At 42.4% G+C, this 16,919-nt stretch carries 13 protein-coding genes and 5 pseudogenes; 9 read left to right on the top strand and 9 right to left on the bottom strand.

What is annotated here, in order from left to right; translation table 11 throughout:
* Positions 1-79 precede the first annotated feature (79 nt).
* Positions 80-829 carry a class I SAM-dependent DNA methyltransferase gene (locus ACWA2B_RS22370; RefSeq protein ID WP_049816866.1) on the bottom strand — a complete coding sequence of 250 codons (750 nt, stop codon included), beginning with the start codon at positions 827-829 and terminating at the stop codon, positions 80-82.
* Between the two features lie 379 nt (positions 830-1,208).
* On the opposite strand from ACWA2B_RS22370, the gene ACWA2B_RS22365 reads away from it, so the two are divergent.
* The gene (locus tag ACWA2B_RS22365; RefSeq protein WP_239645116.1) at positions 1,209-1,529 is read left to right on the top strand and encodes a hypothetical protein; all 321 of its coding nucleotides are present in this window, start codon (positions 1,209-1,211) and stop codon (positions 1,527-1,529) included.
* 126 nt (positions 1,530-1,655) lie between these two features.
* Here the strand turns inward: ACWA2B_RS22365 and ACWA2B_RS22360 are convergent.
* The 3 genes and pseudogenes from ACWA2B_RS22360 to ACWA2B_RS22350 form a co-directional block, all read right to left on the bottom strand.
* Positions 1,656-2,155 (bottom strand): annotated as a pseudogene (locus tag ACWA2B_RS22360) (alpha/beta hydrolase); the annotation flags it as partial.
* Between the two features lie 268 nt (positions 2,156-2,423).
* Positions 2,424-2,921: pseudogene (locus ACWA2B_RS22355) on the bottom strand (transposase); the annotation flags it as partial.
* A 111-nt stretch (positions 2,922-3,032) separates the two neighbouring features.
* Positions 3,033-3,401 (bottom strand): hypothetical protein, encoded by a 369-nt coding sequence (locus ACWA2B_RS22350; protein WP_152526656.1) that lies wholly within the window; start codon positions 3,399-3,401, stop codon positions 3,033-3,035.
* Positions 3,402-3,592: 191 nt separating this feature from the next.
* On the opposite strand from ACWA2B_RS22350, the gene ACWA2B_RS22345 reads away from it, so the two are divergent.
* Complete coding sequence (locus tag ACWA2B_RS22345) at positions 3,593-4,531, top strand: VanZ family protein (RefSeq protein WP_029515058.1); 939 nt, start codon at positions 3,593-3,595, stop codon at positions 4,529-4,531.
* A gap of 176 nt (positions 4,532-4,707) precedes the next feature.
* On the opposite strand, the pseudogene ACWA2B_RS22340 reads toward ACWA2B_RS22345, so the two are convergent.
* A pseudogene (locus ACWA2B_RS22340) lies at positions 4,708-5,251 on the bottom strand (MBL fold metallo-hydrolase); the annotation flags it as partial.
* Between the two features lie 428 nt (positions 5,252-5,679).
* Here ACWA2B_RS22340 and ACWA2B_RS22335 point away from each other — a divergent pair.
* From ACWA2B_RS22335 to ACWA2B_RS22325, 3 genes and pseudogenes are all read left to right on the top strand, one after another.
* Complete coding sequence (locus tag ACWA2B_RS22335) at positions 5,680-7,182, top strand: alpha/beta hydrolase family protein (RefSeq protein ID WP_449292625.1); 1,503 nt, start codon at positions 5,680-5,682, stop codon at positions 7,180-7,182.
* A gap of 88 nt (positions 7,183-7,270) precedes the next feature.
* Entirely contained in the window at positions 7,271-7,411 is a 141-nt protein-coding gene (locus ACWA2B_RS22330; RefSeq protein WP_013371081.1) for a hypothetical protein, read from the top strand.
* A gap of 428 nt (positions 7,412-7,839) precedes the next feature.
* Positions 7,840-8,619, top strand: a pseudogene (locus tag ACWA2B_RS22325) (glycoside hydrolase family 16 protein); the annotation flags it as partial.
* A gap of 65 nt (positions 8,620-8,684) precedes the next feature.
* On the opposite strand, the pseudogene ACWA2B_RS22320 reads toward ACWA2B_RS22325, so the two are convergent.
* From ACWA2B_RS22320 to clpP, 3 genes and pseudogenes are all read right to left on the bottom strand, one after another.
* Positions 8,685-9,212: pseudogene (locus ACWA2B_RS22320) on the bottom strand (MBL fold metallo-hydrolase); the annotation flags it as partial.
* Between the two features lie 88 nt (positions 9,213-9,300).
* Positions 9,301-9,507: a hypothetical protein gene (locus tag ACWA2B_RS22315; RefSeq protein WP_039275041.1), complete on the bottom strand. Its 207-nt coding sequence runs from the start codon at positions 9,505-9,507 to the stop codon at positions 9,301-9,303.
* A 57-nt stretch (positions 9,508-9,564) separates the two neighbouring features.
* Complete coding sequence (gene clpP, locus ACWA2B_RS22310; protein WP_013310269.1) at positions 9,565-10,149, bottom strand: ATP-dependent Clp endopeptidase proteolytic subunit ClpP; 585 nt, start codon at positions 10,147-10,149, stop codon at positions 9,565-9,567.
* Between the two features lie 198 nt (positions 10,150-10,347).
* On the opposite strand from clpP, the gene ACWA2B_RS22305 reads away from it, so the two are divergent.
* Positions 10,348-11,073: an RNA polymerase sigma factor gene (locus tag ACWA2B_RS22305; protein WP_069011151.1), complete on the top strand. Its 726-nt coding sequence runs from the start codon at positions 10,348-10,350 to the stop codon at positions 11,071-11,073.
* Positions 11,074-11,697: 624 nt separating this feature from the next.
* On the opposite strand, the gene ACWA2B_RS22300 is transcribed toward ACWA2B_RS22305, so the two are convergent.
* Positions 11,698-12,228, bottom strand: a complete 531-nt coding sequence (locus tag ACWA2B_RS22300) for a DUF4303 domain-containing protein (RefSeq protein WP_449292624.1) — start codon at positions 12,226-12,228, stop codon at positions 11,698-11,700.
* A gap of 687 nt (positions 12,229-12,915) precedes the next feature.
* Here ACWA2B_RS22300 and ACWA2B_RS22295 point away from each other — a divergent pair.
* From ACWA2B_RS22295 to ACWA2B_RS22285, 3 genes are all read left to right on the top strand, one after another.
* A complete protein-coding gene (locus ACWA2B_RS22295) occupies positions 12,916-13,185 on the top strand; it encodes a CD3324 family protein (RefSeq protein ID WP_165150172.1) in 270 nt (89 codons plus the stop codon).
* A gap of 302 nt (positions 13,186-13,487) precedes the next feature.
* A complete protein-coding gene (locus tag ACWA2B_RS22290; RefSeq protein ID WP_340933915.1) occupies positions 13,488-14,486 on the top strand; it encodes an alpha/beta hydrolase in 999 nt (332 codons plus the stop codon).
* A 97-nt stretch (positions 14,487-14,583) separates the two neighbouring features.
* Entirely contained in the window at positions 14,584-16,650 is a 2,067-nt protein-coding gene (locus ACWA2B_RS22285; protein WP_449292623.1) for a thioredoxin domain-containing protein, read from the top strand.
* Positions 16,651-16,919 lie beyond the last annotated feature (269 nt).

Here is a 16,919-nt window from a genome sequence, read left to right as displayed (position 1 = left end):
GGGAATCACTGGAATAGCCTGTTGTTCCTTCAAAAACATGCGAATGGCATGGATATCTTACGCGCGGTCGTCAATCGTATTAGGCTCCATGTTTTTTTCGACAAACACTAATGATGGAAGGAGATAAAGGAGTGAAAGGTGTTTTATCCCAGTCCGAATATTGATTTTCGAAAAAAAAGCCGCGGCTCGTTAATAAACGCTGAAGCGTGTCATTATCAGTAAAGCGACATGCAATTCGAGAAGTTGTTTTCTCCGATCCCCAATCACGGAACGTGACCCAGTGCATGATCTGGTTACTTGAATCATACGACTGTGTCCCAGATACCTTGACTTTAATTCCATCTTTATCGATAAAATTTCCCCAGATGCTTTCCTCTTGGTTAGATAAATCGGTTCCCAAGGGGTTTCGTGTTTCAAAAATAAACAACCCATTTGACTCTAGGTGCTTATAGACGGTTTCGAGTAAGGCTCGTTGATCCGCATCGCTCAAAAATGCCTGGAATGCATTTCCTGTCAAATAAATCATGGAAAAACGCTTTTCGGATTCGAATGTACGAGCATCAGCTTCAATAAAATCCACAGGCAAACCTTGAGCTTTAACTCGCGCATATTCAAGCATCGATGAAGAAATATCAACACCTGTTATATGTATCCCCGATTTTGATAAATGAATGGTTGTCAATCCTGTACCACATGCAAGTTCCAAAACTTCGCCTGGGTTCAATCTAGCAATATCAAGATAGAAATTATATTTATTAATCTCGTCGCCAAATTCAAGATCATAATTAATCGGGTCTCGATACTCTTCAAGATTATCGTGATCTATCAATATAAATCATCCCTTCACTACAATACGATTTCTTTAAATCGTCCTTCATCATACCATACATTTCTGGGTATTGATATAAATGGAAACCGTGTTGAAGTTTTATGAAAACGGACTGACGCACCAGCACTTTTAAAATAAAAAAGCCGCTAATTTAGCGGATCGGATGAGACAATCGTTTCGTCTTTTCATTTGAAAATAAATTTTACCATCACCTTGACTGAAATCATAGTTTTATAGTTTGAAGACATACTCTAGTATAAGAGCCGCAAGGTTCGATACCGATTTAACATCAATAGAAAGGATGACCTACTGAGGGATGCCATAACCTAATTAAAAAGCGCTGATTTGCGTATACGTGATGTTAAGGGAGAACTTTATATTGAAGAACGATAAAGGGGCAGCGTTTAAAATGGAAAAAATAATGGATGTTAGTATAACTTTTGAGTCAAAAGATGAAGGTACAATTTTAGTAGGAACAAACAAAGGATTAGACCATTTAACCTACCCAGAAATAAAAAAAATCATAGGTGATAAAATTCTTATTAAAAATGCAGATCAAATTGAGACGGTATTAAGCGTTAGCTCTGTTCAAATTTCAACCTCAATGGCTGAAAGGAAAAATATTGGAATATGCATTGGCAAGTTAGCATCTCATGATCTTGTTCAAGTTGGGGCAAGTATTTACAGTATAGAAGAATAATTAATATATTGTAGACAAAATGAGATTTGTTGCTGTCAAATAAAATGCTTAAAAAGGTGGTTCCCCCAAAAGGGGAAACCATCTGAATTTTTTTATGCGAGAAATTATAGTATTCATTCCTCTTTGTTATAGAAATTTCTTCATTTCATTAAATGCTAACTCCCTGTGACCTGCTTGGCAGTGTTGCTCACCCCCGTTTCTTTAGTAAATACTTTGGTTGTAATGGAAGCAGCATTGATTAATTCTTGTTGAATTTGTGCGAGTCGGCTAATGGGTACGTATTGATCATCTTCTCCAGCTAGTAAAAGAACATCTTGATTAATGAATGCTCCAATGCCGTGCATCGTGTGCTTTTCGAAATTTTTAATGAGATCAAAAGGCGTTGCTTCACCGGTATTTTCCATCCCTTTGGTAATCTTCCAATGCAAATCAATATTGTGAGTCATCATCTGTTCGAATAATAGATTCACTTGATCTACTTCATTACGATCGACTAGTTGCACTATGTTCAGGTAAGTTTCTTCTGGCATTCCCATTTTTAAGGCATCTAAACCACAATGGAAAATGTTAAAAGCAACTACTTCATCGATTCTCTTTTCGAAGGCTGCTGCAAGCATAGCTAAATAACTGTACTTGCCAATAATCGCTTCAATAATTTGTAAGTTTTAAGAGCTGACAGTATCCCTATGCAACGCTTAGCCATGTTTTAATTTGGTCTAATGTTGCCCCGCTTTTGGCTTGGTTGTAAATATAATCAATCATGTCATGCTTTTTCTGGATACGGTAGTGATGTAACCCATCGTTTAAACTTCCTTGGCTGTCATACTGGCAATACAACGCAGAAAACATGAGCAGGGTCAAGTAACGGTCAATCGCCTGAGTAGATCGAACCTGCTAACGATCCATGGCCAGTTGTACTTTCGCAGTTCGAAAATACGCTTCAATGTCCCAACGTTTGCTGTAATAGCATAGAATCTCTTCATTGCTCAGTGAAATATCCGTGCTCAGAAAGGCCTTCATCTGCTTAGGTTCAAAGCCATCTCCATCTTTCCAACATAGGAGCAGGGCGGCATTTTCCAAGAGATTGAGCTTCCCTTCATAGCGATATACTCGGTAAGCGGAGGAGCCGATCGTCACCAGAACGGTATCCGATTTCGAGATATAGGAAGCAAAGTTTTTGAGCGATTGCCAGATGCCTTGAGGGTAGAAGATACGGTTCGTTTTCAAACCACTAATCACATGAAAGCCACGTTCCGCGCTCGTTTGAAGTACTGAAGCAGACGGATACCAGGAGTCCATTAGAACGTAAGTTCGGCACGTCGACATCGGAACAGACCGAATCATTTCACAAGCCAAATCGATTTTGCTTTTGCTTCCGGATCGTAACGTTCTGAGGCAAAGGGGAAAACCCGGTCACCCGAACGAAGCAAGGCTTGGACAACAACATGCCCGTAGACGGACTGACCTTTGAGATGAGAATGTTGAAACGAAGCCCCTTGAATCCTATGCGTAGCCTGTGACGAAGGCTTGGTTTTTCACATACGGTATCGTCAAGGATGACAAAAAAGGGGCCATGACCCGTTGAGCGATTTCCCTCATCTGCTGGAAAGCGACATGTTGAATAATACGTTTCAGGTAAGACGCGTTCCAGTTTCCGTGAGTTAAGAAATGAATCAAGGTTCTGCGGTCTCGATCCTGTAAACTTTCTCGGTGAATATCCGTTAAGGTACCTGAAAATCCGGTCGAAAGCATACCGTCTACGAAGTGCTTGATGTGATGAAGCACCAGTTTTGAGAAATACAGCGGAAGTTTCCATTGTTCCGACCGATTGTTCCAATGATTTTGTTGTGATAAAGTATACGTATGAGACATATCTTGTTCTCCTCTGCGTGGAGTGGTTGGTGGTACTTCTATTTTACGCAGAGAGTCAAGGGTGTCTCTTTTTACATTTCATAGAACTGATTTTGGGCAAGTAAAGTTAATCAAGCTAAGGGGTGGGGGGTTCATGAAACAGGTAAGTAGGTTATAGTGATAGATGGAAAAATAGAGTGGAGGAGTTAAGTATGGTCAAACAACGCAAGATTTTACTAACCGCAACTATAGTCTATACCATTATTGTACTTTATTTTATGTTCTTCGCTTTCGGCAGAGGAGAGGCTTCGGAACAAATTTCCAGCTACACCTTTATTTTTATGCCCGAGAACTTCATTAGTTTGCCGTCTCCAGCTGATCTCCTGCATCCCAGCCTAATGAGTATGGTGGCTTTCGGGAACACTATTGCGTTTATTCCTTTCGGTATATTGATTCCATGGCTGTACCGGGTCAGCTTCGTCCGGTTCATCACCTTATTCTTCATCGCGATTCTTGTGCTGGAAACGATCCAGGCCCTTACATTCCTGGGCAGCTTCGATATCAACGACGCTCTTCAGAATTCGATTGGAGCAGCCCTCGGTTTTGGGGCGTACAAGCTTGGTTTCCGTTACCGGAGTCTCGGGCGCAATCTGGTGGCAACGGCTATATCGGGTATGGTTCTTTTTATAGCTTTATGGGGATTAGGGGTGGCGGTAGACAAAATAACAACTAAAGTAGAAGGTCCGTTTGTGGCGATCACTGAATGGACGGACAACTCGGGCAATTCATCCACCGGAGACAAACCGGACCGTATTCAAATCAACGGACAGAAGATACCGCTCCGCTATAACCTATATAGCGCTGAAGGCGGAGATTCCAGAACGTTCACGTACAAGTCTGAGGGACAGACGATTTTCTCCTTCGATTACGGATGCCCCGAACCAACGGATTATTCCGGTAGTATCAGTGTTACTCGGGATGGCAAGGAGATCATGAGCAATTCTGGAGAACTTCAGCGTACTAATCCTGATCTGTTCCCTTCGCTATTCAAGATTCCGCTTGAGCCGGGGGATGAGCTGAAGATCACGATTAAGGGCGACATGAAAGCATGGGATGTCGGGTATACGCGGATGCAGTATTTCTGGAACTGAGTGCTTAAAGGGATTTCGCCGCCATTTTATCATGAATAACACCTAGCGCTTGGGTTTTCAAGCGTTTTTTTTGTACTTTTGAGAAACTTGGTTATAACCTAGGCTGGTTGGTTGTCCAATCGGGTATTTTAAAGGAGCTGAAGGACTGGAGAACGATCGAATCCTCATGAATTTCATCATTTTAAGCATCTCTTCCATGTAAGAATCATACCCACCAAAGACAATAATCCTTTGGTAAGTCCTAATATCTGATCATTCACATGTACATTACTTAATCCCCCGTGATAACAAACTACGGATGCAATGTTGAGATCTAATGAGAGACGAGCTGCACCCATATCCGGTGTGGTCGGGACATGAATCCCCCACCAGAATCCCGTTTACACTGTACATCGAATCCCCGGCAATAAGAGTCTTACTTTGCCTTAAATAAAGACTGTTATGACCAGGAGTATGACCAGGCGTATGGATGACTGGAATTCTGCCGCAAAACGGCAGTTCCTGACCATCTATTAAGGTATCGTCCACTTTGCCCTTCGGGGGGATCCCAAGGTGACTATCTTTTAAAAGTGGGATCTCCCCTTGAATATACGGCTTATCCAGTTCGTGTGCATAGACTTTGATATGATTGCCACACTCCTGCAAAATCTCAGGAAGACAACCTATATGATCGACATCCTGATGCGTCAAAATCACAGCTTTTAGTTGGCCGAACGACACGTCTTAGCTGAAGCATTTTCTACTCCCTGTGAAATTTCCATAATATCGGACTTCACGAACACGAATTTTTGTCACATTGCCGTGAACTGCATCACGTACATATTCCGTATATTGTGTTTGAGTCACAGAAATTGGTTTCGAGACACCAACAAGTAAATGCAACGTTGCATCATAGGTGTACGTTGTTGGTACACCCAACACGTCAACAGCGCTTGTGATACTACCATAGTCGTTATAAGTCTGTGATGTATTAACCACATACTTATTGGTATTTCCTGATTCATCCTTGGTTTTACGAGTCTTCCAATACCGCAAGATCGAATTACAAAATTGTTAGGTTGATGTAAGGCAAATCGATAGCTTAGGCCAGCCTGGCAGGATAAGATTAGAACAAACGAAAATAGAAATTTTTTGAAAGGAGAATCGAGATGAGGCTGTTTGAACTGTTGCTTTTATTGTCAAACATCGGCTTATTTGCATTAACCGTACTATTAAAAAAAGGACGGCGTAGAATTCCAGTATTCGTTGCAAGCGGGATTGCCACACTTTTACTGGTCATTCATTGGACGGTGAAAGGATACAGAGTTCAGCTATTTTTCCCATATTGCATAACGATCATTTTTTTAGCCATTTCAGGTTATAGCTCTTTTAAAAAAACCGGCCCCAAAAAAATCCCACGATTCATGTTGGGTTCAGCTTATACCGCTATAGCAATAATGCTGGTCGCAACAGCGGGTCTCATGTATGCTTTTCCTGTATTTAAACTACCTGAACCGACAGGCGAATTTAAGGTAGGAACGCAAACTTTTCATTTCGTGGATACAAATAGGAAAGAGATTTTCGACGAAGCCAGAGAGGGTAAGAGAGAATTGATGGTTCAGGTCTGGTATCCGGCTCAAGCTAGCACCGGCAAGTACGCTCCCTTTATTCCCGATACCCAGATTTTACGTTATATGGCCGCGAACTATGGCCTTCCCGAGTTTACGTTTCAACACCTGAAGTACGTATCCAGTCATGCTTATTCGGGGGCCGAAGTCTCTTCGGCACAGACTTCGTACCCGCTGATCCTTGCGAATCCCGGCAACGGCTCTTCCAGGTTTCTTCACACGTCGCAAGCCGAAAATCTCGCGAGTCATGGATATATCGTGGCAGTGATCGACCATACCTACAATACATTTGCAACCGAGTTTCCGGACGGGCGAATCACGACCAGCACAACCAACGACTTATTCTCGCCCGACCATGATTACCAGACGAGTAGAGGAAATCGCGACAAGTTGGGAAAAGTTTTAACCGGCGATGTGGCGTTTGCGTTGGACCAATTCGAGCTCATCCAATCGGGGTTGATTCCAAGTCATCTAAAAGGGAGGATTGATCTCGGTCATGTCGGGACGTTCGGTCATTCCATCGGCGGAGCGACGGCCTATGACGCTTCTTATGATCCGCGAATCACGGCTGGAATAGACCTTGATGGAGGGCTTTATCGACTGCGTGACAGAGAGGGTCTACGAAAGCCGTTTTTGTTCATCAACTCGGAAAGCTATTTCGAAAAATTGAAAATGGTGATGGATAACCGGGTCTACACGGATGCAGAGCTTAACCGTATGGGATCAACAAGAGAGTGGGAGGATCAAGTAACGGAAGATAAAAAGTTGGAGCTTGAACGGATGCGCGAAACGGTCGACGAAGGAGGACAAGTCCTCTATATCGAAAATACGGAGCATTTGAATTTTACCGACGTACAGTTCATTTCTCCGATTTTCAAAATGCTGGGCATTACAGGAAAGATTGCGCCCGAAAGAGCGAACTCCGTTATCAATGCCTATATGCTGGATTTCTTCGATAGGTATCTGAAAAATCAAGGCGGAATCTTAATGAAAGGACCGGATAACCGCTTTCCGGAGGTGAAGTTCGTAACCTCGCTATTATAAATTACGGAACAGAGTACCGATTTTGATATGCTCCCCTTCAAGTAGACAGGTTTAATAAATAAACCGCTACTTCAAGGGGAGTTTTCCTTTGTCTAAGAAGAACGAATACAATGCGATTGAGAAACTAGCCATCATACAGGAGTTAAAAGCAGGGCAGAGCAGCCGTGTGGGAGTAGCAAAAAACATAACACAGCGTTACCACCTTAGTGAAGTGGCGACATCGCTATGAGTTGTACGGAATTGAGGGCTAAGGTTTCCTCCGGATAAGAAGATTTGTGGATGCTCACCACCACGTGTCTTCTGGTAATCGTAGATGACCGACGGGGCTACACCGCGTCCGGTGCGATACGTGCTACTACGTTTGTTTTAATGGCAGTTAAATTTCTTATTGATTTATAAAGACCGGCTTTATCTATATGAGAAAGTTATTTTTAAGAAAAAACCTTAAATATAGGTTGAATATGTATTTTGTTTCCATTATACTCCTGCTTGAGCGGTATACCTTTTCAATCGTCTATCTACGATTCTAATTTATGAGCTGTCCAAGAAGAAAAATATAAAGAGAGGTGATTCCCGTTTCAATCGTCAATACCGCTTGAAGGCTTATTTTCCTGAAGTGTCTAAGAACTTGGATTATTATTATTGAGGAGGGAACTAATGCTAAGAAAAGGATTATGTGCGGTTGCGCTGCTCAGTCTCCTAACCGTTCTGCTTCCAGCAATGCATACAAGCGCAGCACCGAACTCGAATCTTGTGTGGAGCGACGAATTTAATGGAACTTCGTTAAACCGGTCCAATTGGACCCCTGAAATCGGTACCGGAAGCGGCGGATGGGGAAACAATGAACTGCAGTACTATACCAACCGTACGCAGAATTTGCAGGTTACCGGAGGCAATCTGGTGATTACGGCACAAAAAGAAGCTTACGGCGGAATGAATTACACCTCTGCCCGGATCAAAACTCAAGACTTGAAAAAATTTACTTATGGGAAAGTAGAAGCGCGCATCAAGTTACCGTCCGGTCAAGGGATATGGCCAGCTTTCTGGATGTTAGGCAGCAACATCAGCTCGGTAGGTTGGCCGAAATGCGGAGAAATCGACATTATGGAACGTGTAAACAACAATCCTTCTGTGAACGGTACTGTGCATTGGGATGCGGGAGGCCACGCTGACTTTGGGCGGGTATCGGGCAATCTGGATTTTTCCCAATACCATGTGTATAGCATCGAGTGGGACTCCAAGTATATCCGCTGGTTTGTCGACGGACAGCAGTTCAATGAATTTTATATAGAGAACGGAACCGGGAACACCGAAGAATTTCAGCAGCCGTTCTTTATTCTCCTGAACCTAGCGGTCGGCGGAAACTGGCCTGGTGCTCCCAATAACTCGACGCAGTTCCCGTCCCAAATGCTAGTCGATTACGTGCGTGTCTATCAATAAAGTGTGGGCATTAGATACAATTCATATGAACATTATAAAAGCAACCCCGGTCATTTACGGGGTTACTTCAATTCGCTATAAATTAACTCGCCACTAAGTCCTAATATCTGATCATTCACATGTACATTACTTAATCCCCCGTGATAACAAACTACGGATGCAATATCGAGATCTAAATACTTTTTCAATGAAAGACGAGCTGCATCCATATCCGGTGTGGTCGGGACATGAATTCCCCCGAGAATCCCATTTACACTGTACATCGAATCCCCGGCAATAAGAGTCTTACTTTGCCTTAAATAAAGACTGATATGACCAGGAGTATGCCCAGGCGTATGGATGACGCGAATCCTGCCGCAAAACGGCAGCTCCTGACCATCTATTAAGGTATCGTCCACTTTGCCCTTCGGGCGATGCACAAGGTGACTATCTTTTAAAAGTGGGATCTCCCCTTGAATATACGGCTTATCCAGTTCATGTGCATAGACTTTAATATGATCGCCACACTCCTGCAAAATCTCAGGAAGACAACCTATATGATCGACATCATGATGCGTCAAAATCACAGCTTTTAGTTTGTCGAACGACACGTCTTAGCTGAATCATTTCTACTCCCTGTAAAATTTACATAATATAGGGCCTCCGTACAATGTAATTGACACCCATACTAAAATAGGTTCAAGGGGCGAATCCAACTCTATGGCGTTGCCGTTCCTTAATGTCAATGGATACGGTGCGAATAGATGTGATAGGAATAACAAGCGTTTGATATTGCGTAAGATATTTAACGAACTTGTCGTCAATCTGATCCAATATCCCGTCGCATACATTTGCCCCATCTATAAAATGAATAGTTACTTCCTTACCTTGTAAACTTGCTAACATGATATCACCTCATATTTTCTTAAAGTTTCTTGCGGATCATTAGGGTTTGAGCATACTCTATAAAGAAGTGATCACCTGATCAATAACACCATATTCCAGTGCCTCCTGAGCGGACATGTAAAAATCCCGGTCCATATCTTTTTCGACTTTTTCAAAAGATTGTCCGGTCCGTTCAGCTGTGATACGGGTTGCCTTTTCACGAGTCCATAAAATTCGTTTTGCGCTGATCGCAATATCGCTGGCCTGACCTTGTGCGCCGCCGTGCGGCTGATGGATCATGATTTCACTGTTCGGCAACGCCGAACGTTTCCCTTTGGCGCCCGCTAGCAACAGGATCGCGCCAAACGAAGCAGCGAATCCCGTACATATCGTGTGTACATCAGGTTTGATGTACTGCATCGTATCATAGATGGCAAATCCTGCGGAAGTAGAGCCACCCGGGCTGTTGATATACATGTAAATTTCTTTTTCCGGATCTTCTGCCGCCAGGAACAATAATTGAGCAATAATACTGTTAGCCAAATGATCATCGATGGCTGCCCCGACAAACACAATACGATCCTTTAATAGTCTGGAATAGATATCGTACGATCTTTCACCTTGAGCAGTTTGCTCAACAACATAAGGAACATAAACACTCATTTTGATACCCCCAATTTCCTGTTTTCAGTTGATTTCTCCTTGTAAACGAACCGAGGCCGTAAAAAGATACGGAGGTTTCAATGGGAAAACGATTTGCGTAAATGGTGTAACTTTTACAACCACTTGTTCGTTTACATTGGAGGTAACAAAGGCTTTGCTCTAGGAAAGGGCAGAATAAGACCGTGGAGGAGAGGACCTATGCGCATAGATGATTCTATACAAATGACAGATAATACAATAAACATCGAGAACTTGGAGGAATTACAGGCAGTCCTGAAGCGTTACTGTCTGTCGCTTACGAAATCAAATTGGGATGCGGAAGAATTGGCTCAGGATACTTGGGTAAAAGCATTAGGAAAGTTAAACAATTTCGAACATACAAACCCCAAAGCGCTTTTGCTGCGGATTGCGAAGAACACCTGGATTGATGAGATACGGAGAAAAGCAGTCTACAGTCGGGTATTGAATAGAGAACAAGCGAAAGTAACTGTGCCGGATCATGGAACTTTTGAAATTGAGATAGCGTTGCAGTCCTTAATGAATCATCTATCACCGCTTCAGAGAACTGTCTTTTTGCTGCGAGATGTGTTCGCATTTTCGATTAGTGAAACATCCGACATGCTCAAAACAACGGAGGGAGCGGTAAAAGTTGCACTCCACCGGGCACGAAAATCGCTTGAAGCAGTCAAGGAGGATCTCCTCAAAGGAGAGTTATCCTTACCGGAAAGTGAAAACTCGAAAACTTTTCTGAGAGCGTTGACAGCGGCATATCATAGGGGGGATATTGCAACATTGGTTATGCTCTCCCATCAGGATGTAATGGAGCCGGACGTGGTAATCGGAATCGTTAATCATAAGCTGCACCGGAGTCTCGCTTCAGTAAAACAAACGGATTCCCATACCATGAGTATGATAGCGGCGTAGTTTGCGAAGAGAAATGTGGAACTCATCATAGTGGTTATTTCTGATAAAACATTTTCCCGGTCATTCCAATTTATAGCTCTTAGCTGGGATTAAAATGAAGTATATTAAAGAAGATAGCGGAAGGGGAAGGTTCAAATAGGTGAATTAGAAAATTTGTTAGAAGATAATAACCCCATAGTCTTATATCATGCAATGACACAGATAGGAAAAGAAGGCTTCCGTACGGAGAAAATGATAAAAAAATTAAGTGAATTATCATTAAAAAGGGAACCCCAAGATAAACTATTAGGTTATTATAAGGTGGGAGACCTAGCAATAGCGACTTGATAAAACTTGGAGAAAAGAAAGAAGAAATATCTGGATTTAGAACTTTAGATGAATTTGAAAAAAAGATGGTTTTCCGATTATTTGAAGAAGTTGAATGGTAAGAATTCCTGTTCATCTGGATGAAAGCTTTAAATAAACTTATTTCAACTCGAACCATGAGGAGAAATAGGTTTATTCGTATCTAATGGGGATAAACCAAATGAAAAGGATACGTAATCAATCGATGCATGGGACAAGCAAATTGCGAATTAAAGCAACTACCTGAACGAAATGAGTGTAATATTTCAAACTGTATTTCTATTGATAACGATGCAAGAAGCCATCAACTAGTTTGGCGTTTGTCATCTGAATTACAGACTGATCTTCGAGTTCCTCGGCCATATCATCATCCGTCATGGACACGAAAAAAATAATATCTTCTTTGGCTTGACCAAATTGATTGAAAAGCACCTCGTCTGTTTCCTTAACTACCTTGGCCATAATTTTTATCATTTCATCTTTATAATCAAACACATTTTCGGTTGCATATAGAAATTTGCTAATATGATTCAAGTGTGTTGCATCGCCATATTGATATTCGCAAAATCCCCATCTATAATAATTTTCATCTTCCTTGCTGTCGCACAGGCCTTCGGCTTTCATGTTTGTGATATGTCTAACAAGGGATTCCTCTGTATTAACAGCTAGAAACAAGGTGACAAAATCGCTGTCTGTGCCAAAAGCACAGGCGTAAACCTTCTCATTCTTCACTTCTTCCAGTATGCTTTTAAGATCATCCAAAAATCCTGCCCTAAATCTTTCCTCAAATTCATTCAAAAAATTGTTCATCTGGTTCATATGCTCCTTTATGAGTCTTATGCTTGATTATACATTATCAATATTGGCACGACTCGTGTAGCCTACCATGCTCAGCCAATAGCAAGATTTGCAATGAAAAAAATAAACGCAAGACAGGCTAGCCAAGCAGAAAGTGTAAATCCGTAACATCTAGAAGCCGCTCTTAGGATAACGGGGACTCCTGTTCAGCTGGATAAATGCACTTAATTTCAAATTTTTATTCGGAAGCTAAGTTAGAAAGTGTGTCTCACACTCTGGAAAAAGTATTGGGGAGTCGGTTATGGATGGTAAAAAATTTGTTCTTATGCTTTTACTTTTCTGCTTGTTGGGCATTGTAGGGCTAGTGGCATTAATCTACGGATTTATGTGGTTCGTATTCATGGTTAGTATTTAAAATCAGCTATCTAACAGCTCAATTTTTAATCGCTTGCTTTTTGCTGATATCATTTAGCTGGTCCCAGGTGAGCAGAAGTTATGCTATACTTGCGAGGTAAAAGGGGGTGCCTACTGATGGAGAATCTGTTAGGATTGTCTGTGACTTCTTACACTCATGCAAAGCCAATTATTAAGAAAGCGTTACTTTGTATGGGGCGAAACAATTTTTAACGCTGAATAAGCTTTTTAATATTTTTGGCTTTGCACCTTATTTTAAAAAATCAAAATAAGGGGCGAGTAAAATTGAGATATACGAATGCTTCCAAAGTTTTACCTCAAGAATTAATTATAGAAATCCAAAAATATGTTCAAGGAGAGACTCTGTATATTCCTAAGCCAAAAACGGAATATATGGATTGGGGAAGCTTGAGTGGCGGGAGATGGTTGCTAGAACAGCGAAATGCCGCAATCAGAAATGCTTTTCAAAATAGAAGCAGTATCGAGCAATTAGCTGATGAGTTTTTCCTCTCTACCGAAACCATTAAGAAAATTGTTTATTCACATAAAAAGTAGATGGACATAACGTGATAGCTTAAGACGCGACCGGATAATCGCTATGAACGACCAATCCGGTCGCGTCTTTTTGTTTGGTAAAAGGTTTGATGTGCCTTCGCATTCCCACAGCCAGATTCCGAAATACTTTTTTGGCATTCCATTTTTTTATAATTTTTATGTCAAGAATGATTCTAACTCGTTGTTTTCATTTATAAAGCTGATTTTAAACTTAAAATATAAATATAAACGACAACAACAATTGAAGGGAAATATGTATTGATTCATTGTCTTTAAAACAAGAAAGTGAGGAAAAGATTACTATGAGGGAGCAAAAAAGTAGAAGTAGACATCTGATTGATCCAGAAATTATCAGTGCAGTTGATTTAATACCAACAACCGATCTTACCGAATCTACACTAAGGGAAGCACGTAAAAATCAATCTCAAATGATGCAACAAATAGATGTAACGCAGATGTTCCCTATTACATTAGAAAAAAAGGCTGTGCCAAGTTATTTTAGTGGTCCAGATATTCAAATCGAAATCATTAAGCCCAAACAATCAAAGCATCATAAGATGCCTCTATATTATTCGATACACGGAGGCGGGATGGTCTTAGGAAGTCCAGTCGTGGATCGTCCTGCTAATGCATCTCTTGCGGCACAACATGGTTTCTGTTGCGTATCCGTGTACTATCGCCTAGCACCAGAGCATGTACAGCCAAGTCAGTTACAGGATTGTTATTCGGGCCTAAAATGGTGCATTGAACATGCGGAAGAGTTAGGGATAGATACTCAGAAAGTTGCCGTAGGGGGCAGCAGCGCTGGCGGCGGTTTGGCGGCTGGCCTAGCCTTGTACATTCGTGATCAGAAGGAATTCGAAATCCATCATCTAAGATTAATGAGGCCAATGCTAGATGATCGCACAAGTACCGCACCAGAGCACCCATACGCAGGAGAGTTTATTTGGACAAAACAAAGTAATTATTTTGGCTGGAAATCTGTATTGGGGGATGAACCGGGTCAGGAGGAGGTATGTGAGTATTATGTGCCGGCTCGTGCTAAGTCATTGGCCAGATTACCACCGACTTATATAAATATAGGTACCATTGATTTATTCATTGATGAATCCTTGTTTTTTGCAAAACAATTGGCCTTTGATGGAGTCTTAGTCGAATTACATGTCTTTCCCGGGTACCATCATATGTCGCCCGCGTTTCCGGATGCACATTTTTCCAAAGAAGGGGCCAGAACAAGTGAATACGCCTTACTGAAAGCTCTCGAGATCTTTGATATAAATTCTAATGAGTATAATGCTTGAGAGTCATTATCTTTTTTCATCTCTTCCGACTTTTACCACCCATTTAGGGTAAAATAGTACCAAGTATAAAATTCAACTACGGAAGTGGTGATGTCCCATGACAACGAGCAGCAAACCGAATAGACTATCCAAGGAAAAATCACCGTATTTGCTACAGCATGCTCACAATCCGGTAAATTGGTTCCCTTGGTCAGATGAGGCTTTTGAAATGGCTAAACGTGATAACAAGCCTATTTTCCTATCTGTTGGCTATTCCACTTGCCATTGGTGCCATGTAATGGGGAGAGAATCTTTCGAGGATGAAGAAGTGGCTGAGGTATTAAACCGGGATTATGTATCCATTAAGGTGGATCGTGAAGAACGTCCAGATGTGGATCATATCTATATGTCCATCTGCCAGACGATGACGGGGCATGGAGGCTGGCCACTGACGATATTGATGACGCCGGATCAGAAACCTTTTTTTGCGGGGACGTATTTGCCCAAGGAGCAGAAGTTTGGCCGTGTCGGACTGTTGGAGCTGCTTGGCAAGGTGGGTACCCGGTGGAAAGAACAGCCGGAAGAGCTGGTGGAGTTGAGTGAGCAGGTACTGATCGAGCATGAGCGGCAGGACTTGCTTGCGGGTTATCGGGGTGAACTGGATGAACAGAGCTTGACTAAAGCTTTCCATGAATACAGCCACACCTTCGATAAGGAATATGGCGGCTTCGGGGAAGCACCCAAGTTTCCTTCTCCGCATAACCTGTCTTTTTTGCTGCGATATGCACAGCATACGGGGAATCAACAGGCACTGGAAATGGCAGAGAAGACGCTGGATGCGATGTCCCGGGGCGGAATCTACGACCATATAGGCATGGGGTTCTCACGATACTCCGTGGATGAGAAGTGGTTGGTGCCGCATTTTGAAAAAATGCTATATGACAATGCTCTGTTGGCCATCGCGTATACAGAGGCTTGGCAGGTGACAGGCAAGGAACTGTACCGACGGATTACAGAACAAATCTTTACATATATCGCAAGGGACATGACGGATGCAGGTGGTGCCTTTTATTCGGCGGAGGATGCGGATTCCGAAGGAGAAGAGGGGAGATTCTATGTCTGGGACGACTCTGAGGTAAAGGCTGTACTAGGCGATAAGGATGCCGCCTTTTTCAACGATTTGTATGGGATTACACCTTACGGCAATTTTGAAGGTCACAACATTCCAAACCTGATTGATATCAATCTGGAAGCCTATAGGATCAAGCATGACTTGACTGAGCAGGAACTGGAGCAGCGGGTTAGTGAGCTACGGGCCAAGCTGTTTGCTGCCAGAGAACAACGGGTTCATCCTCACAAAGATGACAAGATTTTGACCTCGTGGAACGGATTGATGATTGCTGCACTGGCGAAGGCAGGACAAGCTTTTGGAGACACGAGTTATACAGAGCAAGCTCAGAAAGCGGAGACGTTTTTGTGGAACCATTTGAGACAGGAGGACGGACGGCTGTTGGCGCGTTATCGGGACGGCGAGGCAGCTTATCCCGGTTATGTGGATGATTATGCTTTTTATGTGTGGGGCTTGATCGAGCTATATCAGGCGACCTTCGATGTACAATATCTGCAACGGGCATTGACGCTCAATCAAAATATGATCGATTTGTTCTGGGATGAGGAACGGGACGGATTATTCTTTTATGGGTCAGATAGTGAGCAGCTCATTGCCAAGCCTAAAGAAATTGATGACGGAGCCATTCCGTCAGGTAACAGCATTGCGGCCTATAATTTTGTGCGGCTTGCGCGGCTAACGGGTGAATCTGGATTGGAGAACTATGCAGCCAAGCAGTTTAAGGCTTTTGGCGGTATGGTTGCTCATTACCCGTCAGGCCACTCCGCGTTGCTCAGCGCGTTGTTGTATGCGACGGGAACGACGAAGGAGATTGTGATTGTGGGTCACAGGGATGATCCGCAGACCGTACAGTTCATTCAGGCGGTTCGAGCTGGGTTCAGGCCGAATACGGTCGTTATTTTGAAGGATGAAGGACAGTCGGAGATTGCAGAGACGGCTCCTTATATCCGTGATTATGATCTTGTGGAAGGCAAATCAGCCGTATATGTGTGTGAGCATTTTACCTGTCAGGCACCTGTTACCAGGCTCGAAGATCTGAAGGTGTTGTTGGATTAGAACTGAATAAAGCGATCGAACCTAATCCCCTTGGGAGTAGAAAATATATGGCGATTTTCAAAAATGACCCTATGTTTGCTACCTTCAGGGGGATTATTTTCATGTTAAGTGGTAGGTATAGTGAGATGAAACTAACACTTTCTTAACATCTATACTGCATTTTTTTTTAATATTTTTAGGTATATTATATCAAAGAACCGGTTCCGACCAGCCTTGCTGTTTTCGAAAATAAGTACATATACCTATTTAACTAGCGTGTTTATATCTTT

The sequence above is a fragment of the Paenibacillus sp. CMM36 genome, assembly GCF_053570945.1.
Note: the sequence above shows the minus strand (reverse complement) of the source record. Positions and strands in the feature narration are given on the sequence as shown.